This window comes from Kitasatospora sp. NPDC032121 (assembly GCF_055580145.1).
Genome location: NZ_JBVILX010000018.1, coordinates 41,959 through 64,033 on the forward strand (window position 1 = coordinate 41,959; position 22,075 = coordinate 64,033).

Annotated in this window: 23 protein-coding genes and 1 pseudogene; 15 read left to right on the forward strand and 9 right to left on the reverse strand. The window is 72.3% G+C overall.

Annotated elements, in window-relative coordinates; all coding sequences use genetic code 11:
- Window positions 1-28 precede the first annotated feature (28 nt).
- Window positions 29-703, forward strand: coding sequence for an HAD family hydrolase (locus tag ACZ5OX_RS31965; RefSeq protein ID WP_465634840.1), 675 nt, complete (start codon window positions 29-31; stop codon window positions 701-703).
- 234 nt (window positions 704-937) lie between these two features.
- On the opposite strand, the gene ACZ5OX_RS31970 is transcribed toward ACZ5OX_RS31965, so the two are convergent.
- Window positions 938-1,891, reverse strand: a complete 954-nt coding sequence (locus ACZ5OX_RS31970; RefSeq protein WP_465634842.1) for a TIGR03557 family F420-dependent LLM class oxidoreductase — start codon at window positions 1,889-1,891, stop codon at window positions 938-940.
- A 141-nt stretch (window positions 1,892-2,032) separates the two neighbouring features.
- On the opposite strand from ACZ5OX_RS31970, the gene ACZ5OX_RS31975 reads away from it, so the two are divergent.
- Together ACZ5OX_RS31975 and ACZ5OX_RS31980 are read left to right on the forward strand one after the other, a co-directional pair.
- Window positions 2,033-2,452: a hypothetical protein gene (locus ACZ5OX_RS31975; RefSeq protein ID WP_465634844.1), complete on the forward strand. Its 420-nt coding sequence runs from the start codon at window positions 2,033-2,035 to the stop codon at window positions 2,450-2,452.
- Window positions 2,453-2,697: 245 nt separating this feature from the next.
- Window positions 2,698-3,060 (forward strand): cupin domain-containing protein, encoded by a 363-nt coding sequence (locus ACZ5OX_RS31980; protein ID WP_392877003.1) that lies wholly within the window; start codon window positions 2,698-2,700, stop codon window positions 3,058-3,060.
- Window positions 3,061-3,083: 23 nt separating this feature from the next.
- Here ACZ5OX_RS31980 and ACZ5OX_RS31985 read toward each other — a convergent pair whose 3' ends face one another.
- From ACZ5OX_RS31985 to ACZ5OX_RS32000, 4 genes are all read right to left on the reverse strand, one after another.
- Window positions 3,084-3,560 (reverse strand): SRPBCC family protein, encoded by a 477-nt coding sequence (locus tag ACZ5OX_RS31985; protein ID WP_465634846.1) that lies wholly within the window; start codon window positions 3,558-3,560, stop codon window positions 3,084-3,086.
- 91 nt (window positions 3,561-3,651) lie between these two features.
- Window positions 3,652-4,326, reverse strand: a complete 675-nt coding sequence (locus tag ACZ5OX_RS31990; RefSeq protein ID WP_465634848.1) for an RICIN domain-containing protein — start codon at window positions 4,324-4,326, stop codon at window positions 3,652-3,654.
- Complete coding sequence (locus ACZ5OX_RS31995) at window positions 4,320-4,961, reverse strand: hypothetical protein (RefSeq protein WP_465634850.1); 642 nt, start codon at window positions 4,959-4,961, stop codon at window positions 4,320-4,322. The genes ACZ5OX_RS31990 and ACZ5OX_RS31995 overlap by 7 nt, the downstream gene beginning before the upstream one ends.
- A 288-nt stretch (window positions 4,962-5,249) precedes the next feature.
- The gene (locus ACZ5OX_RS32000) at window positions 5,250-6,428 is read right to left on the reverse strand and encodes a Rieske 2Fe-2S domain-containing protein (protein ID WP_465634852.1); all 1,179 of its coding nucleotides are present in this window, start codon (window positions 6,426-6,428) and stop codon (window positions 5,250-5,252) included.
- Window positions 6,429-6,881: 453 nt separating this feature from the next.
- On the opposite strand from ACZ5OX_RS32000, the gene ACZ5OX_RS32005 reads away from it, so the two are divergent.
- Together ACZ5OX_RS32005 and ACZ5OX_RS32010 are read left to right on the forward strand one after the other, a co-directional pair.
- Complete coding sequence (locus tag ACZ5OX_RS32005; RefSeq protein ID WP_465634854.1) at window positions 6,882-7,298, forward strand: hypothetical protein; 417 nt, start codon at window positions 6,882-6,884, stop codon at window positions 7,296-7,298.
- Window positions 7,299-7,620: 322 nt separating this feature from the next.
- Window positions 7,621-10,020 (forward strand): lamin tail domain-containing protein, encoded by a 2,400-nt coding sequence (locus ACZ5OX_RS32010; RefSeq protein WP_465634856.1) that lies wholly within the window; start codon window positions 7,621-7,623, stop codon window positions 10,018-10,020.
- Between the two features lie 166 nt (window positions 10,021-10,186).
- Here the strand turns inward: ACZ5OX_RS32010 and ACZ5OX_RS32015 are convergent, their stop codons facing one another.
- The 3 genes from ACZ5OX_RS32015 to ACZ5OX_RS32025 form a co-directional block, all read right to left on the reverse strand.
- Window positions 10,187-10,786: a hypothetical protein gene (locus tag ACZ5OX_RS32015; protein ID WP_449810119.1), complete on the reverse strand. Its 600-nt coding sequence runs from the start codon at window positions 10,784-10,786 to the stop codon at window positions 10,187-10,189.
- Window positions 10,787-11,058: 272 nt separating this feature from the next.
- Window positions 11,059-12,414, reverse strand: a complete 1,356-nt coding sequence (locus ACZ5OX_RS32020; RefSeq protein ID WP_465634858.1) for a M64 family metallopeptidase — start codon at window positions 12,412-12,414, stop codon at window positions 11,059-11,061.
- A 150-nt stretch (window positions 12,415-12,564) separates the two neighbouring features.
- Entirely contained in the window at window positions 12,565-13,872 is a 1,308-nt protein-coding gene (locus tag ACZ5OX_RS32025) for a serine hydrolase domain-containing protein (protein WP_465634860.1), read from the reverse strand.
- Window positions 13,873-13,985: 113 nt separating this feature from the next.
- Here ACZ5OX_RS32025 and ACZ5OX_RS32030 point away from each other — a divergent pair, with 113 nt between their 5' ends.
- The 4 genes from ACZ5OX_RS32030 (at window position 13,986) to ACZ5OX_RS32045 (ending at window position 17,071) form a co-directional block, all read left to right on the forward strand.
- Window positions 13,986-15,197 carry a sensor histidine kinase gene (locus ACZ5OX_RS32030; protein ID WP_465634862.1) on the forward strand — a complete coding sequence of 404 codons (1,212 nt, stop codon included), beginning with the start codon at window positions 13,986-13,988 and terminating at the stop codon, window positions 15,195-15,197.
- Window positions 15,185-15,829 carry a LuxR C-terminal-related transcriptional regulator gene (locus tag ACZ5OX_RS32035; protein WP_449810123.1) on the forward strand — a complete coding sequence of 215 codons (645 nt, stop codon included), beginning with the start codon at window positions 15,185-15,187 and terminating at the stop codon, window positions 15,827-15,829. Before ACZ5OX_RS32030 ends, ACZ5OX_RS32035 begins: the two co-directional genes overlap by 13 nt.
- A 59-nt stretch (window positions 15,830-15,888) precedes the next feature.
- Entirely contained in the window at window positions 15,889-16,497 is a 609-nt protein-coding gene (locus ACZ5OX_RS32040; protein WP_465634864.1) for a hypothetical protein, read from the forward strand.
- Window positions 16,498-16,561: 64 nt separating this feature from the next.
- Window positions 16,562-17,071 (forward strand): GNAT family N-acetyltransferase, encoded by a 510-nt coding sequence (locus ACZ5OX_RS32045; protein ID WP_465634865.1) that lies wholly within the window; start codon window positions 16,562-16,564, stop codon window positions 17,069-17,071.
- 4 nt (window positions 17,072-17,075) lie between these two features.
- On the opposite strand, the gene ACZ5OX_RS32050 is transcribed toward ACZ5OX_RS32045, so the two are convergent.
- On the reverse strand, window positions 17,076-17,309 hold the full coding sequence (locus tag ACZ5OX_RS32050; protein ID WP_465634866.1) for a hypothetical protein: 234 nt from the start codon (window positions 17,307-17,309) through the stop codon (window positions 17,076-17,078).
- Between the two features lie 264 nt (window positions 17,310-17,573).
- On the opposite strand from ACZ5OX_RS32050, the gene ACZ5OX_RS32055 reads away from it, so the two are divergent.
- The 6 genes and pseudogenes from ACZ5OX_RS32055 to ACZ5OX_RS32080 all read left to right on the forward strand — a co-directional run bounded on the left by ACZ5OX_RS32055 (window position 17,574) and on the right by ACZ5OX_RS32080 (window position 21,930).
- Window positions 17,574-17,807, forward strand: a complete 234-nt coding sequence (locus ACZ5OX_RS32055; RefSeq protein ID WP_465634867.1) for a hypothetical protein — start codon at window positions 17,574-17,576, stop codon at window positions 17,805-17,807.
- A gap of 219 nt (window positions 17,808-18,026) precedes the next feature.
- Window positions 18,027-18,335, forward strand: a pseudogene (locus ACZ5OX_RS32060) (winged helix-turn-helix domain-containing protein); the annotation flags it as partial.
- Window positions 18,329-19,507 (forward strand): sensor histidine kinase, encoded by a 1,179-nt coding sequence (locus ACZ5OX_RS32065; protein WP_465634869.1) that lies wholly within the window; start codon window positions 18,329-18,331, stop codon window positions 19,505-19,507. The pseudogene ACZ5OX_RS32060 and the gene ACZ5OX_RS32065, both read left to right, overlap by 7 nt.
- Window positions 19,508-19,555: 48 nt before the next feature.
- Window positions 19,556-19,771, forward strand: a complete 216-nt coding sequence (locus ACZ5OX_RS32070; protein ID WP_465634870.1) for an IS1096 element passenger TnpR family protein — start codon at window positions 19,556-19,558, stop codon at window positions 19,769-19,771.
- Window positions 19,772-20,161: 390 nt separating this feature from the next.
- Window positions 20,162-20,500: a hypothetical protein gene (locus ACZ5OX_RS32075; protein ID WP_465634872.1), complete on the forward strand. Its 339-nt coding sequence runs from the start codon at window positions 20,162-20,164 to the stop codon at window positions 20,498-20,500.
- The gene (locus ACZ5OX_RS32080) at window positions 20,500-21,930 is read left to right on the forward strand and encodes a hypothetical protein (protein ID WP_465634874.1); all 1,431 of its coding nucleotides are present in this window, start codon (window positions 20,500-20,502) and stop codon (window positions 21,928-21,930) included. Before ACZ5OX_RS32075 ends, ACZ5OX_RS32080 begins: the two co-directional genes overlap by 1 nt.
- Window positions 21,931-22,075 lie beyond the last annotated feature (145 nt).

Below are 22,075 nucleotides of genomic sequence, written 5' to 3' on the forward strand. Positions count from 1 at the left end.
CGTTTGACCGAACCGGAAGGAGGAAGCCGTGACCACCACCCCGGCAGCGCTCTTCGACGTCGACGGCACCCTGCTCGACACCGCCTACTTCCACGCCCTCGCCTGGTGGGAGGCGCTGCGGCAGTACGACCGCACCGTCCCCACCGCCCGGGCACACCGGGCCGTCGGCATGGGCGCCGACCAGATCCTCGACCACCTGCTCGGCACCGACCGCGACCACGGCGACGACGAGGCGATCACCGCCGCCCACGACGCCCTGTACGCCAGCCACTGGCCGGCGATCCAGCCGCTGCCGCGCGCCGCCGAGCTGCTGCGGGCCTGCGCCGGCCGGGGCTGGCGGGTCGTCCTCGCCAGCTCCGCCTCCGAGCGGGAGCTCACGGTGCTGCGCCGAGCCCTCGACGCGGACGACGCGATCGCCGCGGCCACCTCCGCCCAGGACGTGTCCGCGACCAAACCGGCGCCCGACCTGGTCGGGGCCGCCCTGGAGCGCGCCGGCGCCGGGCCCGAACACGCGGTGTTCGTCGGAGACACCGTCTGGGACGTCACGGCGGCGAACCGGGCCGGGGTGGCGTGCGTCGCCGTGGAGAGCGGAGGCTTCGCCGCCCAGGAACTCCTCGGCGCCGGCGCCGCCGAGATCCACCGCGACACCGGTGAACTGCTGGCCGACCTCGACCGCAGCCTGCTCGCGCGGCCGGCGGGCTGAGCCGCGCCGCGGCCGTCACCCGCCGGGCGGCCCGGCCGGGCGGGCCGCGCACTCCAACAGCGCCGCGCACTCCAGCGGCATGGCGTGCCCGGCGTCCGGTCGGCGCCACCGCCGGGCGATGATCGCGGCGGCGGGGCGCACCGGCGGGCGGGCGGAGAGGTCCAGCCGAAGGTGCTCGGCGGCGGCCGCGTACGGCAGCAGGGCCTCGCCGAAGACGTCCGGCTGGAACTGTGCTCAGGCCACCTGAGGCAGAATCTGCTCGCGGTAGAAGTCGAAGAACCCCTCCTGCTCCTGGCCGATCTGGCCGACGTACACCTCGTCGAAGCCTGCGCCGACGTAGGCGCGCAACCGGTCGGCGTGCTGCCGCGGATCGTCGCCGCAGACCACCGAGCGGGCCACCATCTCCTCGGTCACCAGCGCGGTGGCCTGCTCGAAGTGGCGGGGCGTGGGCAGCACCTGGGCGAGTTCGCCGGGCAGCAGCTCCGTCGGCCAGAGCCGGTGGACGGTCTTGACCGCCCGCTCACGCTCCTGCGACCAGCACACCTTCACCCCGCCGAGCACCGGCCCGGTGCCGCCGGCCGCACGGTAGCGGCCGACCAGTTCGGTGTCCGGGCTCATGGTGACCAGGCCGTCCGCGAACTCCGCGGCCCGTTCGGCCGCCTTCGGGCCGAAGGCCGAGACGTACACCGGCAGCCGTTGTGCGGTCGGGGCGGTGTAGAGCCGGGCGTTCTCCACCGTGTAGTGCGTGCCGCGGTGGGACACCATGCCGCCGGTGAACAGCTCCCGCATCACCTCGACGGCCTCCTCCAGCATCTCCGCACGCACCGCGAACGGCGGCCAGCGGTCGCCCAGGACGTGCTCGTTGAGTGCCTCGCCGGTGCCGATGCCGAGCCGCAGCCCGCCCGCGAGCTGCACGTCCGCGGTGGCCGCGGCCTGCGCCGTCACGGCGGGGTGCAGCCGTACCGTGGGGCAGGTGACCAGGGTGGTCACCGGCAGCCGGACCACCTGTGACAGCGCGCCGATCACGCCCCAGACGAAGGGGGCGTTGCCCTGGGCGTCGTTCCACGGGTGGTAGTGGTCGGAGATCGCCAGCCGGGTGAAACCGGCCCGCTCCGCCAGCCGGGCCTGATCGACCAGCTGGGCAGGGGTGAACTCCTCGCAGGACAGGAAGTAGCCGAACGCGGTCATGGCAGCCTCGGTTCGTCGGTCGGCCTGTGCCGGAGCGGCTTTCCGGACGGGGCGCCGCGAAACCCCGGGCGTCGCGGGCGAGTGGTGGCCCCACCGGTCGGGGGCCCGGTTGGCCCCGGCCTCACGGGGTAGGCGCGCGACATGGAGGACATCGGACCCCCGCCCGAGGACGCTGCCGCCGCCGACGCGGACTCCCTCGACCTGTGCGACCAGTGCGGACGCGCCGTCGCCCGCACCGAGCTGCTCGGCGCCCTGGTGCCGGACTCCTCCGCCCTGCACTCCACCGAGCCCGAACTGGACGGCAAGCGGGTCGTCCTGGCCTGTTGCCCGGAGCACCTGAGCACCCTGATCGCGGACTACCGCCACCGCCCCTTCGTCCCGGAGGAGCAGTGGGCCGCCAAGGTCTGCCGAACCCTCGCCGAGTGCGACGAACCCGTGCCACTGAGCGTGGTCGCCCGCCTGAGCGGCCTCTCCGAGCGCCAGGCCGTGGAAGGCGTGGAGTGGCACAACGCCCGCGCCCGGGAGTGGCGGCGGCGCTACGGCGGCCAGGGCGGCGAGTGACCGGACGGCGCTTTCCGCACGCAGTCTGGACAGGCTGTGCGGGGATTCGGTCACGGGATTTCACGGAACCGTACGTGACACAGCCCGGGCGATTCATCAGAGCAGTGCCGCATCGTGACAGGAAAGCGAATGGGCCTTCCGCGCGGGGACGACAGGGCCGGGCGACGGCCCTTGTCAGCCCTGCCGGAAGGCACTCGCGCGTGCGGACGACAGGGCCCCCGCCGGTCGGTGCGATGATGGCGCGCATGACGGACTCGGACACCCAGGGTGACGGCGTGCACCTGGACGACCTGCTGCGGGACGCCACCGGTACCGGAGCACTGTGGCGGTTGACGGGCGCCGAGCGCCAGCTCGACGCCAACGTGGTGCGGCTGCGGCCGGGCGCCTCCGTGGCCGACCACGTGGAACCCGACCTGGACGTCCTGGTGCTGGGCATCGAGGGAGAGGGCACGCTGCGCTGCGAGGGCGTCGCGTACGACCTGCGCCCGGGCGACCTGCGGATGCTGCCGCACGGCGCCGCCCGGGGCGTGGCCGCCGGGCCCGCGGGCGTCGTCTACCTGACGGTGCACCGCCGGCGCCCGGGGATGACCATCCGCCCTCGGCCCTGAGGCTCGGGCACCCAGCCGAGAGGCTACGGCTCCAGCAGGTGGTCCAGCACCCGGCCGAAGACCAGTCGCCCCGCCCGGGCGAGGAAGGGGTCGAGCAGCCCGGGCAGGCCGGCGACCGTCAGCTCCTCCGTCCAGACCGCCGCACTGCCGCCGCCCACCGCCCGCACCCGCAGCTCGGCCCAGCCGCGCACCGGCCGGCCGCGCTTCACCAGCCGGCACAGCCCGTCCCGACCCGGGCCCGAGCCGGATCCGGGGCCTGAACCGGATCCGGGGTCTGAACCGGGAACGACCAGCTCGGCGATCTCCATCGGATCGTCGAAGCGCAGCGGCCCGAGCGCCGTCCGGGCCAGGACGACGTCGCCCACCTCCCGGCCGCTGCCCCGGACCACGGAGACCCGGGTGAACGGCACCCGCTCCCCGTGCCGGGGCCAGGCCGTCAGCCGCTCCCAGCACTCGGCGGGCGGCAGCGGCGTACGGCGGATCAGGACGAAGCGGGCCATGGCCGCCACCCTAGAGCTTCCTCTGGCCGGCCGCCCGAGACTTCCCCGGCCGGCCGACCAGACGCACGTCCGACGCCTTCCGGAAGTCGGCCTAGCCCACCCACTCCAGGGTGAACTGGGTGGCGCGGTAGGAGTACTGGGCCACCACGGCGTCCCGCTCCCCGGGAGCGGAGACCGCGACGAAGTTGCCCGAGTGCTTCAGTTGGAGCACCACGCGGTTGCGGTCGGCCGGGTCGCGGATGATCGAGAACTGCTGGTGGTCGGAGGGCGGGGTGCCGCAGTCGAAGGTGGTGAGCCACGAGGCGTCAAGCCGGCCGGCGTCCCCGATGCCCATGCAGAGGCGGCCGATCCTGCGGTTCACCAGGGCGAAGGAGGCCGTGCTCCCCGAGCCGATGTAACACAGGCCCCACTGCTGGTTGTCGCCAGTGTGCCATTCGTGCTGGATGATGGCTCCGACCATCGGGGTGGCCAGGCTCATGTCGAGGACGTTGTCGCTGCTGTTCGGGGTGGTGAACGGAGTCCTGATCCGGTAGTAGCCGTTCACGCAGACCCAGCCCTCCCGGTCCGCCCAATTGTGGGTCTTCGTCTCCGGATCGAAGCCGGTCACCGTGGGGGCGGAGGCCGACGCGGGGGCGGCGAGGACGGTGAGAGCGGCCGACGAGGCCAGGGCGGCGACGCCGAGGGCACGCAGGGCCCTGGCGGCCGTTCGTCGCAGCGGGTTGGTCATGGGTTCCTCCGTCGGGATGTGGGCGGGCACGGTCAGCATCCGACGAGGGTCTGGACGATCCGGCGTACCGTTCCGGCGGGTTCGGGATAGGCACAGGCGACCGAGCCGATCTCCGGAACCTCGTAGGTGGTGAACGTCCCGGGGCCGCTCGGCAGGGCGTTGACCCAGATGCCGGTGGTGGGGCCGGTCTCGGCGCAGATGAACTTGACGTATTGGCCCGTGACCATGCGGGTCGCGCGGTAGAGGCCGTACTTCCCGGGGTCGTTGAGGTTCCAGGTGTTCGTCACGGTGGTCGACCTGGTGCTGGAGGTCGTCTTCGAGACCGAGAACCCGACCTTCGCCTCGACCGTGGCGAACAGGACGCCGGCGGAGGCGGTGATCTCGGTCTTGTTGTCGACGGTGGTGGTCACCGAATCGATCTGGGTCAGGGTCTCGGTGCGCTGTCCGGTGGTGCCCGGGGCGACGTAGACGGCGCGGTAGTCGGTGACCTTGGGGGTGACCTGCGTGGCGGTGACGTCGACCCAGGTCTGGTCCGTCGCAGGGTTGCAGGTCGGTGTCGGCGGCCGGGAGTCGGCGTGGGCGGGGGCGGTGCCGAAGCCGAGCAGGCCCACGGCGAGCGCGGCGGTCGCCGTGGCGGCGAGCGTGCGCCGGCGAGCGGTGCGGGGGTCGGTCATCTGTTCTCCTCCGTGGTCCGGTCGATGGGCCGTGCGGGTGCGGGGGCGGGCGCGGTGGACGCCGCCCGGCCCGGTTGACGATCCTGCGTGAGGCCGTCACGAATTCCTCACGGTCGGCGCACGGCCGCGGCCGCCGGGCGCACAGCATGGGCCTTCCCGAGTGCCGGGGGCCGATAGTGGGGCGGTGCGCCCGAGCGGCGGTGTCGACCCGGCGAGGGCTTCCGGGCAGCAGGAAGCGGCGGGGCGGCCCCGGGAGTGGGGCCGCCCCGCCGTGTACGGGGTCGGGGGTTACCGGGTGGCTCCGTTGGAGGCTTCCGGCTGAGTCTGCCCGTTCGCGCCGTGTCCGTTGGCGCCGCGCCCGTTCGCGCCGTGCCCGTTGGCGCTCGACCCGTTGCGGTCGGCGAGTGCCGCCGCGCCCGGCAGGTGGGCCTGCTGGTCCGGCGGGTAGAACTGCCGGGCCCAGTGCCGCATCGCGCCGATCGGCCCGTCGCCCTGGGCGAGCCGGGGCGGGGAGACGTACCGCTTGGTGGACCAGATCGGGAAGTCCGCCGAGGTGAACTCCAGGTTCCGTTTGAACATCGGGCCCGCCAGCATCCCGGTGACCGCCCGGCTGACGATCCGGGCGACGGCCGGCGGCAGCCCGGACGGCTCCGACATGACGAAGCGGCCCGCCTGCCGCAGCTGCATCCGGCCGGGCGCGACCTGGGTGGCCATGACCAGCGAGCAGATCTGCAGGCCGAGCGAGGGCGTGTGGACGTCGGTGTGCAGGGCGGTGAGGCCGTACCCGTCCACCTCGACGTGGACCTCCCGCATCCCGAGCAGCGGGAAGGTCTCCCGGACCAGCATCGAGATGTGGAAGCCGGTGCCGTCGAACTCCACCGGCGCCGCCAGCTCGCCCTGCGGCCAGCCGTGCAGGGTGATGAAGTGCCCCAGGTCGAAGGAGTTCTCCATGACGTCCTGGGCGTGGCCGGGCATCTCGAAGGAGGCGTACCGCAGCGGCTGCCGCCCGTCGCCGATCCGGTGCCAGGCGGGGATCTCCCAGTCCGGCTCCCGGCCGTCGTGGTGGCGCCAGACGAAGACCGACTCGTTGACCTCGCGCACCGGCAGCTGCGCCAGCGCCGCCTTGGGTGGCTGGGTGCCGTACCCGGTGCGCACGCAGCGGCCCTCGGCGTCGAAGGCGAACTTGTGGAAGGGGCAGACCAGGTCGTTGCCCTCGACCGAGGCCAGGCCGAGGTGGGCGCCCAGGTGCGGGCAGTACGGGCGGATCGCGCGGATGCGGCCGTTGCGCAGCCGGTACAGCACGACGTCCTCGCCCGCGAGCCGGCGGGTGAGGACGGTGCCGGGCTTGAGCTCGGCGGAGAAGGCGAGTGCGGACCAGCCGTCGGGATAGGGCAGCGCCGGTGGCAGGGCGATGTCGGCCGCGGTCGGACGGCTGCTGACGGGGTGGACGTGCTTGGACACGCGCATGAAGACTCCTGTCGGTCTGCCCGGCGCCGCCCCTCCCAGGCGATTAGCGCTCGAACAGAATGGAATTCAGATGCTATCCATGGATCGGGAGAACGTGCACGGACAACCTTCCTAATCTGCAACAAGTCTGATGATCCGTTAGACATAGGTGCGTTTGAAAGTTCGATGAATTCAGGCCGATTGAACGGCCGTCCGCATCGTGCGGGCGGGCACACGAGCGGCCCCGACCATGTGCTCGCTGCCGCCGTCGGGGCCGTCGGGCCGGTCCGGTGCGCTGGGGTGTGCGCCGGTGCGCCGGGTCGGTGCGTTCGGCCAATTCACGTGGTGAGACACGGAGTTGGCGATCCGGCCGGATGTGGTGGAGCATGGGCCGGGCCCGGTCTGTTGCGGTGCGCCTGCGCCGCGGCCGAGGCGCGCACAGCTGCTGGGGGAGGAGGCGGTCCGGTGACTCCGGTGGAACGTCCGTTTCTGGTCCGGGGTAAGGCGGTACCCCTGGCCAGATACCTGGCGGAGGAGGACATCGAGGGCCTGGTGGCCTGCTCGTGCATCGGGAACGAAGTCAGCATCGAGCTCGGGGACACCAGGATCCTGGTGAGCCTGGTCGACGTCGCCGACGTGCTGAGGCTCAACTTCCACATGGTCCAGGACGGTCCGGCCAAGCCCCGCTCCTGGTCGCGCCGGCTGCCCGCCGGTACCGCTCCGCGCGAGATAGCGTCCCGGATAGCGCTGGACGTGCGGACCCTGGAGCGCGAACTGGCGCCGCTGCGCCGACGCCCGCCCCGGCCGACACCGACACCGACGGCGGCACCTGCGCCCACACCGACGTCCACACCTGCGCCCGCACCGACGTCCGCACCGACGTCCGCGTAGCACCGTCCGAACTGACCCGCCCGACGTGACACGGACCGGCCGGCCCGGGGCCGGCAGTGCCCCACTGCCGGCCCCGGGTCCTGTGCTGTTCCCGTCGGGCGGGTCAGCGGCCCTGCGGGGCACGGCAGTTGATCCACACCATCCGGAGCACCTCCTCCCACTTGTCGCGCGTAGAAACGTTCTTCCGGCGTATGCCTGGCCGTTGCCCGGTGCAGACGGTAGGGATCTGGTGGCGCTGCTACAACCGCAGCGCCCGACCTTTCTTGTCCGTGCTCACACACCGCCGGGTCGCGAGTCCGGACGGTGGTCAGGAGGAAGCCTCATGGGGAGCACCCCGAACCCCCGGATCAGCCCGAGAGCACCACGAGTCCGGCGCCGGACGCTGGCGGCGGCCTCCGCCGCGGCCGTGGTGGCGGCACTGGTGGCGCTGCCCGGCGGCGTCGCGCAGGCGGTGTCGTCCGACATCGTGATCAGCCAGGTGTACGGCGGTGGCGGCAACTCCGGCGCCCCGTACACCAACGACTTCGTCGAGCTGTACAACCGCGGCACCACGCCGGTGTCCGTCACCGGCTGGACGGTGCAGTACGCCTCGGCCACCGGCTCCGGCTGGTCGAAGACCACCCTCTCCGGCACGATCGCGCCGGGCCACTACTTCCTCGTCCAGGAGGCCGCCGGCGCCGGTACGGGCGCCGCCCTGCCGACGGCGGACGCCACCGGGACGCTCGCCATGTCCGCGACCTCCGGCAAGGTCGCCCTCGTCACCAACGGCACCGCGCTGACCTGCTCCACGGGCTGCGCGAGCCAGTCCGGGGTGAGGGACTTCGTCGGCTACGGCACCAGCGCCGGCTCCGCCGAGGGCTCGCCGACCGGCAACCTGTCGAACAGTACCGCCGCCCTGCGCGCGGGCGGCGGCGCCACCGACACCGACAACAACGCGACGGACTTCGCGATCGGTGCGCCCGTGCCGCGCAACTCCTCCTCCAACGGCGGGGGCGGCACCCCGGGCGGCACCCGGATCCACGACATCCAGGGCGCCGCCCGCGTCTCCCCGCTGGCCGGCAGCGCCGTCAGCGCGGTGCCCGGCGTGGTGACGGCCGTGGGCCCCAACGGCTTCTGGTACCAGGACCCGCAGCCCGACAACGACCCCGCCACCAGCGAGGGCATCTACGTCTACACCGCCGGCGCGCCCTCGGTCGCGGTCGGGGACTCGGTCACGGTCAGTGCCACCGTCAGCCAGTACCGACCGGGCGGCACCGGCGGCACCAACAACCTGTCGATCACCGAACTGACCGCGCCCAGCGTCAGCGTGGTCGCCCACAACGCGCCGCTGCCCGCCGCCACCCTGGTCGGCCAGGGCGGGCGGATACCCCCGTCCTCAGTCATCTCCAGCGTCACCTCCGGCGACGTCGAGACCGCCGGGAACTTCCAGCCCGCCACCGACGGCCTGGACTTCTGGGAGTCCCTGGAGGGCATGCGGGTCGAGATCGACAACGCGGCCGTGGTCGGCCCGACCAACGCCTACGGCGAGGTCCCCGTCGTCCCGCAGGGCAGCGGCACCCGCACCAACCGGGGCGGCATCCTGCTGCAGGCGAACGACGGCAACCCGGAGCGGGTCGTCCTCGGGAAGGCGCTCGCGCCGACCCCGACCGCCAACGTCGGCGACACCCTGAGCGGCGCCACCGTCGGCGTCCTCGACTACGCCTTCGGCAACTTCACCCTCCAGGTCACCGCGACCCCGGCGGTCACCCCCGGCGGCAGCGCCCCGGAGACCACCGCCGCGCCGACGGCCGGCCAGCTCGCCGTGGCCACCTTCAACGTGGAGAACCTCGCCCCGTCCGACCCGCAGAGCAAGTTCGACGGCCTCGCGGCGGGCATCGTCACCAACCTGCGCTCGCCCGACCTGGTCGCGCTGGAGGAGATCCAGGACAACAGCGGTGCCACCAGCGACGGCACGGTGAGCGCGACCCAGACCCTGGCCAAGCTCACCGCGGCCATCACCGCGGCCGGCGGCCCCTCCTACTCCTACCGCGAGATCGACCCGGTGGACGGCCAGGACGGTGGGCAGCCCGGCGGCAACATCCGTCAGGTGTTCCTGTTCCGCACCGACCGCGGCCTCTCCTTCACCGACCGCCCCGGCGCCGGTTCCACCACCTCCGACTCCGTCGTGAACGCGGGCGGCACGCCGCAGCTGGCCTACTCGCCCGGCCGGATCGACCCGACCAACGCGGCGTTCAACTCCAGCCGCAAGCCGCTGGCGGGCGAGTTCCGCTGGAACGGCAAGCCGGTCTTCGTGATCGCCAACCACTTCAACTCCAAGGGCGGCGACCAGCCCCTGTTCGGCCGTTACCAGCAGCCGGCCCACCCCTCGGAGAGCCAGCGCCACGACCAGGCGACCGTGGTGAAGAACTTCACCGACCAGATCCTGGCGGTGGACCCGAAGGCCTCGGTCGTCGTGCTCGGCGACCTCAACGACTTCGAGTTCTCCCAGACCGCCGACATCCTCACCGCCGGCGGCTCGCTCACCGACCTGCCGCGCACCCTGCCGCTGCCCGAGCGCTACACCTACGTGTACGAGGGCAACTCGCAGGTGCTGGACCACATCCTGATCTCCGGCGCGCTCGCGGCCACCTCGTACAGCTACGACATCGTGCACATCAACAGCGAGTTCAGCACCCAGCTCAGCGACCACGACCCGCAGGTGGTGCGCATCCCGCTGCCGTAACGGTTCTCCGAAGGAGCCGGAGGAGAGACCGGACATCCGTCACCGTCCGTGACACATGCCTTGAAACGGCGACGGGAGCAGGAAGTCGGCCAGGCCGACTTCCTGCTCCCGTCCTTCGGTGCGGGACCGCTCAGCCGAGCAGTCAGTGGAGCAGTCGGTGCAGCAGTCAGCCGAGCAGGAGGAACTTCGTGGAGGTGGCGCCCCGGTAGGTGCTGCAGTCGTAGTTCTGGGTGGTCGTGCTGTAGGTGAAGCCGCTGGGGACGTCACAGGCCCAGAGTCCGCTGTACGGCTTGCGGAGGTGGAAGGCGTTGGACTGGCCGCCGCCCGTGGTCATGTTGCAGGTGGTGCCCCAGACGAGGTAGTCGTAGGTGAACTCCGGAGTGCCCACGCAGGCGACCATGCCGTCGACCGGCTTGCGCAGGTGGAACTGGTTGGACTGCACGCCCGATATCTGGCTGCAGGCGCTGCCCCAGGTGACGGCGTCGTAGACGAAGCCGGGCGCACTCTTGCAGGCCGTCAGGCCGTCGTACGGGGTCCGCAGGTGGAACTGCGGCGAGTTCCAGCTGCCGCCGCCGCTACAGCTGCGGTTCATCGACACCTGGTCGTAGACGTACCCGGCGGGGACGTCGCAGGCCCAGGAGCCGTCGAGGCCGGTGGTGGAGGCGTTCGCGGAGGGCGCGGTGACCGCACCGCCCGTGAGCAGCAGGGCGAGGGCGGCCAGTGCGGCGAGTAACAGGCGGACGGGGCGGGCGTGTGCGGTGGGCATGGTTCTCCCAGGGTCGTGGCCGGACACGAGGTGCGGCGCGGGAACATCGGGACATGCGGTACCGGGCGGGCGGGCAACCGGAGTTGCGGCCCGCCGAAGGTTCTAGCACGGCTCCGTCACGGCTGCCCCACGAATCCGTCAAGTCATGTGGATTCCGTGGAAGTTCGGCCGGAGCCCCGCCGCCGACACCGTCGGGGCGGGGGGCCGGTCGGGCGCCGGCCGACCGCGGCCGTCGCCGCTGGTGCGCGGCACGCCCGGTGCTGCGACGGTGCCTAGCGCGCCACCAGCCAGGACAGGCTCGCGGTCAGCTTCGCGCGCAGTGCCGGGTCCGCGACGGCCGGGGTCGGGTCGGTGGCGACGGCGGTGAGGGCGTGCGGCCGGGAGCGCGGCCCGGTCAGCTTGAGCTCGGCCAGGTCCAGCGAGGTGCGGTCGGCGAGCCGGGGCAGCTCCCGCCCGTCCAGGTACCAGCGCAGCCGGGTGCCGGGCACCGGGAGGTCGACGGTGAGGCGGTCGGCGGCGGTGAGCCGGCTGCCGGCGGGGGTGGGGCTGGTGAGCGGGGTGGCGTGGCGGTAGAAGCCCGCGATCATCGCCTCGCGCCCGGGCAGGTTGAACTCCCGTCCGAGCGAGCGCATGATCGAGTTCTCGGTCGGCCGGTAGAGGCCGGTGGGGTAGTAGCCGCCGCCCTCGTAGGTGCCGACCGTGCCGCCGTCCGGCGAGGCCTGGCCCAGCCAGCGCGCCCACTTGGCGCCCTGCTGTCGCATCCGCTCGGCGGTCAGCGTGCTGATGTTGGCCTCGGCGGGCTCGTCGCCCTGGTACGTCCCCTGGCCCTCGTACGCGTACTCGTCGGCCAGCTTGCCCAGCGAGTGCCCGATCTCGTGCACCGCGATCTGCCCGGACCTGGCGTTGCCGCCCGCCACGGTGGCGATCCCCTCGTAGCCGACCGGGGACTTGACGTCGTTGTAGCCGGCGCCGCCGTACTTCGTGGTGTTGGCCACCACGAGCACCAGGTCCGCCTGCGGGGCCCTGGCCGCGTACGACTCGACGGCCTTCTCGTCCACGCAGAGCAGTCGCTCCACGCCGTCGCACCAGAAGTACGAGCCCAGCGCGGTGTGCCGCACCGTCGCCTGGTCGGGATCGCCGGTGACCCCGGACTCGGGTGAGACGGCCGACACCGCCCAGACGTTGAACAGCCCGCGGTAGGCCGCGTACGGTTCGACGGCGGTCAGCTCGCGCCACTTGGCGGTCGCGTCCGCGCGGAACTTCTCCTGCTCCTGCGCGGTGTAGCCGTCGCCGACCACCACGACGTCCAGTTTGGCGGCCGGCTCCCCGTTGTGGACCAGTGCCGTCACCTCGCCGTCGCCGCGGACGGGTGCGACGCCCTGGGGGCGGTCGGCGAGGTAGGGGGAGCCGGTCGGGGCCTGGGCGCGGGAGATGCCGCCGTCCTCGGCGAACACCTCCACCTGGTGGACCGGGCGTGGCTCCACCTGGTGGACCGGCTGTGGCCCGTCCGCCGGACGGCCCCAGGCGGGTGCGGCCCCGAGGGCCGTCCCGGCGAGTACGGCGGCGAGCAGGGCGGTGGTGGTCCTGGCAGCGGTCCTGCCGGCGGTCCTGGTGGTGGTGCGGTGCACGGGTGTCCTCCCGGGAAGCGGTCTGTGGCCTGCACCCTTCCCATGTCGAGAACCTGACAATCATGCGTCAGTTCGACCGGTCGGCCGAGTGGTGGCGGTGGTCGCGCCCGTGGCGCCGGCCGCGGCGCCGGCCGGGGCCGGGGCGGGGCCTCAGCGCCCCCGAGGGCCGGTCTCCACCGGCGCGCGCAGGGCGTCATCGACCAGCCTGCTCTCGGCCCGGGCCACCCGGACGACGTCCTTCTCGCTGTCGGCCTGGACGCCCGACAGCGAGAGCGCGACGCTGCGCCGGCCGTCGGCGGTGACACCGACGGAGCTGATCCAGCCGGCGTCGCCGCCCTCGTGGCCCCAGTACTCCCCGCCACCGGGCAGTCGGCGCGAGAAGAGCCCCAGTCCGGCGCGCGCACACGGCATGAACCGCTCGAACGCCGGGCTGACCGCGACGGTCTGCTTCATCTGCGCCAGCTGCGCAGGCGCCAGGAGCCGGCCGCCGAGCAGGGCGCCGAAGAACCGGTTGAGATCGGCGGTGGTGGAGACGAGCCCGGCCTCCCCGTTGGTACCCGAGCCGACCTGCTCGGTGACGTCCACGAGCGGCTCACCGGCCCGGAACCTCTGGTACGTCTCGGCGTGCGGCTGGGGCAGGGTGGGTGACGTACCGGGCCGGAAGGTGTGGTCGAGGCCGAGCGGCCGGACGATCCGCTCCCCGACCTCCTCGTACCAGGGGCGCCCGGTGACCTTCTCGATGGCCATCCCGAGCAGGACGTAACCGGTGTTGCTGTAGTTCCAGCCGGTGTCGGGCTGGAAGTCCGGACTGTGACTCATCGCCCGGGCGACGATCTGCTCGGGCGTGTACGAGTCGTTCCGGTGCTTCCGGAAGTCCTCCGCCGAGGTGTAGTCCGGATAGTCGTCGTGGATGCCGCTGGTGTGCTGGAGCAGTTGGCGGACGGTGATCACGCGACCGTCGTTGCCGTTCCCGGACACCACGCCGGGCAGCCGGCGTTCGATCGGGTCGTCCAGGGAGAGCCTGTTCTCGCCGACGAGCTGCAGGGTCACGGTGGCCACGAAGGTCTTGGTGATGCTGGCGATCCGGAAGTACCCGTCCGGGGAGACCGGCTGTCGTCCCGTCAGGTCGGCGACCCCGCTGGTGACGGTCAGGGTCGGTCCGTCGGAGGAGGCCACACGGGCCTGTACGCCCGTGGCGCCGACCGCGGTGATCGCGTCGGCGTCGTGCTGGAGCCGTTGCCGGAGCCGCAGCCGGTCATGGTCGTCGCACGGCCGGGCGGCCGTCGCGTCGGGCGTGGCCACCGCTTCGGGCGTACCGGCGGAGAAGGCCAGGGCCACGACGGCGGCCAGCGTCAGGTTCCGTCGGGCCGGTCGGCGGCGTCGCCGTGGGGCGCGGATCGGTGAACTCGTCGTGCTCGCCACGTTCGTCGTGCTCGCCATGTTCGTCATGTTCGTCATGGGCGTTGACGCTAGGTCCGGGGGAGACGGGCGGACGATACCGCTCACCGGCCGGAAAAGAGGGTGGCGGGCTGTAATGCCGGGCCCGGTTCCCATGGTCCAGACTTGTGCGAATGAACGACCAAGGGGCCGGTCGGCTCTCGGAGACGTGGCGTGGGCTGGGCTACCTGCTGGGTAGCCTGTGCACCGCCGCGCTCGCCGTGCTCGCACTGCCCGTACTCGCCGTCCCGGCAGCGGCCCGCGCCTGGGCGTCCTGGCACCGCCGCCGCGCCGACCGGCTGCTGCGCTCCGCGCGTTCCGGCGCCGTCCGCGTCGGTCCGTGGCGGGTCCTCGGATGGCTCTGCACCTGCATCGTGACCAGCGTGGCCTTCGGGCTCGTCGTGGTGCTGTGCGCGGGCAACGCGGTGACCACCGCCGTCACGGTGCCCTTGTGGTGGGCCCTGCCCGCGGGCACCCCCGCGGGCGGGTTCGCCGCCGGCGTCCCCCTGACCGGATGGGGGACGGCGCTGACCCTGGGCACGGCGCAAGCCGTCGCCTTCGCGGCGCTGACGTACTGGCTGGTCCCCCCGCTGGCACGCCTGCACGCCCGGACCTGCCTGGCCATGCTGTCCCCCTCGACCGCCGAGCGGCTGGCGCAGCGGGTGGAGACGCTGACCGAGACCCGGGCTGAGGCCATGAACGCCCACGGCGCGGAACTCCGCCGGATCGAACGGGACCTGCACGACGGCACCCAGGCACGGCTGGTGGCCCTCGTGATGCGGCTGGGCGTGGCCCGCGAACTGCTGGACGACGACCCCCGACTGGTGGCCGGACTCCTGGCGGAAGCCCACGAGAACGCCGAGGAGGCCATGACGGAACTCCGCGCCGTGATCCGGACGATCCACCCGCCGATCCTCGCGGACCGCGGCCTCGCCGGGGCACTGACCGCGCTGGCCGCCCGCTCGGCGATCGACACCACCCTCGACCTCGAAGGCCTCGAAGGCCTCGAAGGCCTCGGAGGCCTCGAAGACCTCGACGACCTCGCCGCCCACGGCGCCGCCGCCCCCGCCGCGGTCGAGGCCGTCGCCTACTACACGATCGCCGAGGCGCTCACCAACGCCGCCAAGCACAGCCGGGCCACCCGCAGCACCGTCCGCGTCGCACGCGACGGCGACCGGCTGGCGATCGAGGTCACCGACGACGGCATCGGCGGCGCCGACGAGACGCTGGGCACCGGCATCGCCGGAATCCGCCACCGCGTCCTGGCATTCGACGGCACCTTCCGCCTCCACAGCCCGGCCGGCGGCCCGACCACGATCACGGTGAGCCTGCCATGCGGGTCGTGATCGCCGAGGACAACGTCCTGCTGTCCAGCGGGCTGGAACTCCTGCTGACCGCCAAGGGCTTCGAGGTCGTCGCGATCACCGAGGACGCCCCCGGCTTCGCCGCCGCCGTCGCCGAACACCGCCCGGACGTCACCATCGTCGACGTCCGGCTCCCACCGACCTTCCGCGACGAGGGCATCCACGCCGCCATCCGCGCCCGCCGCCTGCACCCAGGGCTGCCCGTACTCGTCCTCTCCCAGTACGTTGAGCAGCAGTACGCCGGCGAGCTGATCTCCGACGGCCGCGGCGGCGTCGGCTACCTCCTCAAGGACCGGGTCGGCCGGGTCAGCCAGTTCACCGACGCACTGCGGCGGGTCGCGGCCGGCGAGACCGTCATGGACCCCGAGGTGATCGGGCAACTCCTCACCCGCCCCGCCCACGACCCGATCGCCGCCCTCACACCTCGCGAACGCGAAGTCCTCGCCCTGATGGCCGAAGGCCAGGACAACACCACGATCGCCGACCGCCTCGTCATCACCGACAACGCCGTCCACAAGCACATCGGCCACATCTTCGCCAAGCTCGGCCTCTCGCCGGCCGACAGCGGCCACCGCCGCGTCCTCGCCGTCCTCAGCTACCTCAGCCGCCACTGAGGAGGCCGCGCGGGGACCGTACGCCGCCTCGACGTCCGGCAGTTGATAGCGTGACAGCCGTGACGGACGAGGTGGAAGAACTGTTCCTGACCCCCGGCGAGCGGGCCCGGGGAGTCGGCGTCGACAGCGTGATGTTCACGATGGACTGGACCGGCGATGACCACCCTGGCGGGCTGGCGGCGTTCGCGGCCGACCGGGTACGGGCCTTCGGCGCCGAGCCGACCGGCGTCGACACGGAAGCCTTCGACCGCGTGGCCTTCGACTGCGCGGCCGTCGACTGCGTGGCTGTCGACCGCGTGGCCGAGAACGACCCGACGCTGCGCCGCGGCGATCTCCCGGTCCGTCGGCTCGACCACCTGGCCGCCGTGCTGGCGGAGCTCGGCTTCACCCTCGCGGTGTGGGACAACGGCACCGACACCTACGAGCTCCTGGTCGCCCCCACCGGCGAGCGCGAGCCGGCCGGACTGCTGTACCAGGGCCTGCCGGTACGGCCCTGGGGCTCGGAACCCGAAGCGGCCCTGGTCAGCCTGAACTGTCCGAACTGCTCGCAGATGCTGGTCTGGGAACTACCCCCGACCGAGAACCTGGCCGACGAGCACTGCGACTGCGGAACCGCCCTGTTCGACGCCACCGGCAGCCCGCTGCCCGGCGTGAGGCTGCACGACTGAGTCGGCGGCTTCGCGCGGTGAATATCCCGTCGCGGAAACGTCCTCGCGTTGATGGGATGGAGGCATGACCTCCCCTCACACCGGAGCGGCCGGCATCGTCGTATCCGTTCACGTCCGCGATCTGACACCCGCCGACCTGCCAGACTGCACCTGGTCCGGGTCCGCGGCCCATCTACGCCAGGTCGCCCGGGAGTTGGCCCGGGCGGAGGCCGGCGAGGTGGACTACCTGGCCGTCTGCACCGCGGCCAGCCTGCCCGTGGCGATCGGTGGCGTCGACTACTGCGTCGCCCCGGGCGCGGGCACGCTCTGGCAGCTGGCCGTGCTCCCGGCCCTCCAGTCCTGCGGCCTCGGCTCGTTGCTCGTCCGGGCCGCGGAGGACCGCATCCGGGCGCGGGGTCTGCGGCGCGCCGAACTCGGCGTGGAGGACGACAACCCGCGGGCCCGCGCGCTCTACGAGCGGCTCGGGTACACGGCTTTCGACCGGAAGCCCGATGCCTGGGACGAGGAGGCGCCCGACGGCTCGATCCACAGGCACGAGACCATGTGCACGCTCCTGCGCAAGGACCTGACGTAGGGGCTCATTCCCCGCCGCAACCGCCTCCGCAGCTGCTCCCGCAACTGCTTCCGCAGCCTGAGTGGCCGCCGCCGTGGCCCCCGCCGCCGTCGCTCCCGTTCCAGCCTCCGCCGCTGTCCCCGCCTCCGCCCGTGTAGCGCGACTTCCGGCCCGCGTTGTCGCGGCGCCGCATCCAGGCGACGATCCTGAAGACGATCACGACGATGGCGACGATGACGATGAAGCCCATGAAGTTCATCCGAGTGCTCCCCCCATGACATGCCGTACGGGATGTGTCGTGGACGGCGGCTGAACGGCCTTCGCGGGAGGCGGGATCAGCCGTGCCAGGGCATTCCGATACCGGCGGCGGTACTTCATTGTGCTCGTTGGGACTGACACCGAAACTCCGAGGCGGCCGGAGTAATGATCACCTAAAGAACGGGGAGACGCTGCCGAAACACCGTGGCTGGTGAGCTGGGTACGGCAGACGGCCACAAGGGGCGTATACGGAAGGACAGAGACCATGAACCTCAGCTGGAACCTTCGCCACAAGACCACCCTCGTCCTGGGTGGCGGGGCACTCACCGCGCTCGCGGTGTGCGGCGTCGCCGCCGCACAGGGCCCGGACGGCGGCAGCGAGCCCTCCGGTGGCGCGGGCACGTACGCGACCACGGACAAGGACGGCCACCGGACCTTCAGCGACACCGACCCCTCCGCGGGCAAGGACCGCGCCCCCGCCCAGCCGCTACAGAAGTAGGGCGTTTCCGGTCCCTGGGGTTGTCGGCGTTCGGATCCACGACCACAGCCCCGGTGACAACGCGCTGACGCCGGGTGGCGCCACCTCCCGTCCGGGGAGGTGGCGCCACCCGTGCGACGTACCGCAGTGAGGGCCGACTGACAGCGACGACACCGCGGCACACCGCCGACTGGGGCCGCCGCCGACTCGGGCCGCCGCGACTGCCCTGGTCGCCCTGGCCGCCGGATCGCCCCCGTCACGCCGCCACGCCTGCGGCGCGCCGGCATCACCCTGGACACCGTCCGTCACCGCGCCGAACGCGACGGCCGCACGCTGTCCCTCACGGCGAAGGAGTTCGGGGTGCTGCGCGTGCTGATGGAGGCCGACGGGGGAGTGGTCAGCGCGGAGGAGCTGCTGGAACGGGTCTGGGACGCGCACGCGGATCCGTTTACCGGGGCCATCCGCGTCACCATGAGCAGGCTCCGCGGCAAACTCGGCGCCCCCGACCCGATCCGCACCCTCCCCGGCACCGGCTACGCACTGTGCTGAGACACCGCACCATCCGCACCCGCATCGCCATCGTCTTCGGGACCGCCTTCCTCGGCCTCGGTGCCCTCCTGCTGACCGCCGTCTACCTGCTCACCCGGCACGGCACCGACGCTCTCGCCACGCGGATCGCGCACTCGGTCGGCCAGCCCGCCGCCATGGCGCCGGCCCAACCCACCACCGGCCACCCCTCGCCGGGAACGACGGTGTTCAGCGCGGACGGGAGCATCGCCACCACGGTCAGCCGGCAGGTCACCGACGCCGCAGCCCAGCAGCAGCTCCTGTGGTCCCTCGCGGCGCTGGCCGTGGCCGCCGTCCTGGCCGCCCTGGTCGGCTGGTGGACCGCCGCCCGCCTCCTGCGTCCCGTACACCGGATGACCACCACCGTCCGCCGCATCAGCGCGGCCAACCTCCACCAGCGCCTGGAGACCGCCACCCCCCACGACGAGATCACCGCCCTCGCCGACACCTTCAACGCCCTCCTGGACCGCCTGCAGACCTCCTTCGACGCCCAGAGCCGCTTCATCGCCAACGCCTCCCACGAACTGCGCACCCCACTCGCGATCCAACGCAGCCTGATCCAGGTCGCACTCCACGATCCCGAACCGGCCGAACTCGACCAGATCCGCGACGACCTGCTCGACGCCAACCGCCGCAGCGAAAAACTCATCGACGCCCTGCTCCTGCTCGCCCAAGGCCGACACGGCCCCGAAACCCGCGAAAGCGTCGACTGGACCGCACTCGTCACCCGCGAGAGCGACGCCGCCGCCGATGCCGCACACACCGCACAGGTCACCATCCACCTCACCCAGCGGCCCGCCACCACCCACGGCGACCCGGTGCTGCTCGCCCACCTGGCCCGCAACCTGATCACCAACGCCGTCACCCACAACCACCCCGGCGGCACCGTCCACATCGATGTCGACGAGGACGGACTCCGGATCCACAACACCGGACCGCGACTGGACGACGCGACCGTCGCCGAACTCCTCGAACCCTTCCGACGCGGCCCCCGCCCCCGGCTGAACACCCCCGCCGGCGGAGCCGGCCTGGGCCTGTCCATCGTCCAGGCCATCGCCACCGCCCACCACGCCACCCTCACCGTGCGAGCCAACCCCGACGGCGGCCTCACCACCCACATCCGCCTGCCCGGTCGGACTGCCGCTGTCGCATAGACGATCAGCTGCGCGGGCCCTGCGTAGTGCCGGCCGGGTGGGATGTCCATGCCGGTCAGGATCCGTCCGACCCGGGAATCGGAGATCCTATGTCCTACTGGGGAGTCGGCGATCGGCCTCACCGGCCGTCGCGCCGGCCCGCCCGAGGACTGCGGTGGGATCTGGGGCTACGACCACCTCGCCGAGATTCCTGCCGACCCCGACCCCGACCCCGACCCCGGCCACGAAGAACACGAGGAACACCTCGAAATGGCTCGGCCTTGAGTCAGCCGGCCAGTTCGACCCCGCCGCCTTCGATCCGAACGAGACCAACACCGCGCTCGCCGACCACGCGACCGTGCTGCTCCCGAACTGAGACCCGGCCCCAGCCGGTCCTGTCCGCCCCGGCCACCACCGGCTTCACCGCGCGGCGGTACGAGACGTTCAGACCGGGGGAGCCGGTCTCGGCACCGGGGGGCCGTTACGACGGCCTCTGCCGCTGGCCCGCCCCTACCGGTACCCGACCGCATCCCGTCGGGCGGGTACTTGTTGTGGTGCGTGCGCCGTTATGGCTGTGTTGGGGAGCGCTGGGCTTGTTCGGGTTCGTCGGTTACGCTGGGCGCCGGTTCGGTTACGAGATCTGCGTGACCGCTGGGGGATAAGAGAATTGGGGCAATGTCAGGTTTCCGGGTGAATCCGCAGGACCTGCGGGACGCGTCGACGGCCGGATACGCCGTGGCGAAGGGGATCAGCCAGGACTGGTCGCAGGAGTTCGGCCAGACGCCGCCGGATCTGGGCCTGTCGTCCTGGTGGTTCGAGGGACCGGCCAAAAGTGCCGTCTACGACTTGGGCAGGCACATCTACTTCATCACCACCACCAGGCTGGAACAGGCGGCCGGCAACCTGTCCGTCATGGCGCGGTCCTACGAGGCCGTGGACGGCACGGCCGCTTCGACGGTCAGTGGGGCCGGGGCCGGGGCAGGGGAACAGAACGCGGCGGGGGGACAGGGCTGATGGGGCCGCAGTACTGGGGGATGATCAAGGAAGCCGACGTCGGCAAGCTCAAGGCGACCGCGCAGGCCCTGGCCACCTTCGAAGGCAAGTTCAAGGAGCGGATCGTCGGCTGGCAGACGATGCAGCGCAACCTGGCCGACTCCAGCTGGCACGGCCAGGCCTCGAACGCGACCGACACCGCACTCCAGGAGCGCACCAACCAGCTCTTCCTCGTCGACCAGATGACCGAGGACCTGCGCCGAATGCTGACGGACGCCGTCGACAGCATCCTCCTCCTGCAGGCACGTCAGAAGGAGCTCATCACGCAGGCGGCCGGCAACTGCCTGGAGATCGTCGCCGCCGATGTGAACGCCGTGCCCGTGGTGCAGATTCTGCCCCCCGACAAGCACTCCCGGAACGACCCCGAGTGGCGCAAGGAGGTGGAGGCCGCCCGCGACCGACTCGTGGATGCCGTCACCCTGCTCTGTACGGACGCGCAGGCCGTCGACGAACGCCTGTCCAAGGCCCTGAGCAGCTTCGACTACATCGCCAAAGCGGAGGGGGACTACGACCCGGCGAAGGTCGCCGAGGCCAACAAGTCCGCCGGCGAGCTCGACAAGAGCGTGGACCAGAGCATGGGAAGCGCGGCATCGACACCCGACGCCAACCGGAAGTGGTGGGACTCGCTGCCCGAGAGCACACGCCAACAACTCCTCCAGGACCACCCCGGCCGGATCGGGGCCATGGACGGCCTCCCCGCCGAGACGCGTGACCAGGCCAACCGGGCCTGGCTGCCCCAGCTGCGCACCCAGATGGCCCAGGAGCTCGCCGACCCGTACCGGCCGCTGAACGTGACCCAGACGAACCTCGACGGCCTCAACGCCCTGCAGAAGCAGATCGACACCCCTGGCGTGCCGCCCCAGCTCCTGCTCAGCGTGGACGATCCACGGGGAGTGCCGCACGCGCCGGGCGCCGTCATCGCCTACGGCAACCCGGACACCGCCACCAACATCGCCTCCTACATCCCGGCGAACCCGGCGGTGGGCACCCTCCCCGCCGACGCGGCCGCCGCACGCGGCCTGGCCGTCGCAGCCGGAAAGGCGGACCCCACGAAGCCGACGGCGAGCATCGTCTTCACGAGCCTCGGCCCGCCCGGGGACGCCTCCCTGACCCCCACGGCGGTCGCCGGTCCCATGCGAGACAGCGGGCCGACCTACTACCGGGCGTACAACAGCCTGCGGGCCTCCCACCAGGACGGGAACGCCGTGCTGAGCGAGGTCGCCGCCACCCTGGACGGATCTGGGTACGTCGTCGCCCGCACCCCCCTGGACAGCACGAAGACCCCGGGGTGGGAATTCACGGCCGGCTCGGTCGTGGCCACGACGCCGGGCAGCCCGGACGACCCGGCCTCCCGCCACACAGCGGCCAACGCGATCGTCGGCCGCCGGTAGCGGGGCCCCTGTCCCGCTGCTCGGGTCGGTCTCTCGGGAGGCGATTCCTGGTTCGTCGCCAGGGTGAATCGTGCGGCCCCCGAGGACCGGCCCGAGGACGGGAGTTGTTGCAGTGACAGAGAGCAACCCCGCGAGCGCGGGGCCG

Excerpts from the sequence above, each read along its gene's own strand:
- ACZ5OX_RS31970 (WP_465634842.1), bottom strand. The coding sequence starts at position 1,891 with ATGACCGCGTTCGGCTACTTCCTGTCCTGCGAGGAGTTCACCCCTGCC.
- ACZ5OX_RS31975 (WP_465634844.1), top strand. The coding sequence starts at position 2,033 with ATGGAGGACATCGGACCCCCGCCCGAGGACGCTGCCGCCGCCGACGCG.
- ACZ5OX_RS31980 (WP_392877003.1), top strand. The coding sequence starts at position 2,698 with ATGACGGACTCGGACACCCAGGGTGACGGCGTGCACCTGGACGACCTG.
- ACZ5OX_RS31985 (WP_465634846.1), bottom strand. The coding sequence starts at position 3,560 with ATGGCCCGCTTCGTCCTGATCCGCCGTACGCCGCTGCCGCCCGCCGAG.
- ACZ5OX_RS31990 (WP_465634848.1), bottom strand. The coding sequence starts at position 4,326 with ATGCTGACCGTGCCCGCCCACATCCCGACGGAGGAACCCATGACCAAC.
- ACZ5OX_RS31995 (WP_465634850.1), bottom strand. The coding sequence starts at position 4,961 with ATGACCGACCCCCGCACCGCTCGCCGGCGCACGCTCGCCGCCACGGCG.
- ACZ5OX_RS32000 (WP_465634852.1), bottom strand. The coding sequence starts at position 6,428 with ATGCGCGTGTCCAAGCACGTCCACCCCGTCAGCAGCCGTCCGACCGCG.
- ACZ5OX_RS32010 (WP_465634856.1), top strand. The coding sequence starts at position 7,621 with ATGGGGAGCACCCCGAACCCCCGGATCAGCCCGAGAGCACCACGAGTC.
- ACZ5OX_RS32015 (WP_449810119.1), bottom strand. The coding sequence starts at position 10,786 with ATGCCCACCGCACACGCCCGCCCCGTCCGCCTGTTACTCGCCGCACTG.
- ACZ5OX_RS32025 (WP_465634860.1), bottom strand. The coding sequence starts at position 13,872 with ATGACGAACATGACGAACATGGCGAGCACGACGAACGTGGCGAGCACG.
- ACZ5OX_RS32030 (WP_465634862.1), top strand. The coding sequence starts at position 13,986 with ATGAACGACCAAGGGGCCGGTCGGCTCTCGGAGACGTGGCGTGGGCTG.
- ACZ5OX_RS32035 (WP_449810123.1), top strand. The coding sequence starts at position 15,185 with ATGCGGGTCGTGATCGCCGAGGACAACGTCCTGCTGTCCAGCGGGCTG.
- ACZ5OX_RS32045 (WP_465634865.1), top strand. The coding sequence starts at position 16,562 with ATGACCTCCCCTCACACCGGAGCGGCCGGCATCGTCGTATCCGTTCAC.
- ACZ5OX_RS32050 (WP_465634866.1), bottom strand. The coding sequence starts at position 17,309 with ATGAACTTCATGGGCTTCATCGTCATCGTCGCCATCGTCGTGATCGTC.
- ACZ5OX_RS32055 (WP_465634867.1), top strand. The coding sequence starts at position 17,574 with ATGAACCTCAGCTGGAACCTTCGCCACAAGACCACCCTCGTCCTGGGT.
- ACZ5OX_RS32070 (WP_465634870.1), top strand. The coding sequence starts at position 19,556 with ATGCCGGTCAGGATCCGTCCGACCCGGGAATCGGAGATCCTATGTCCT.
- ACZ5OX_RS32075 (WP_465634872.1), top strand. The coding sequence starts at position 20,162 with ATGTCAGGTTTCCGGGTGAATCCGCAGGACCTGCGGGACGCGTCGACG.
- ACZ5OX_RS32080 (WP_465634874.1), top strand. The coding sequence starts at position 20,500 with ATGGGGCCGCAGTACTGGGGGATGATCAAGGAAGCCGACGTCGGCAAG.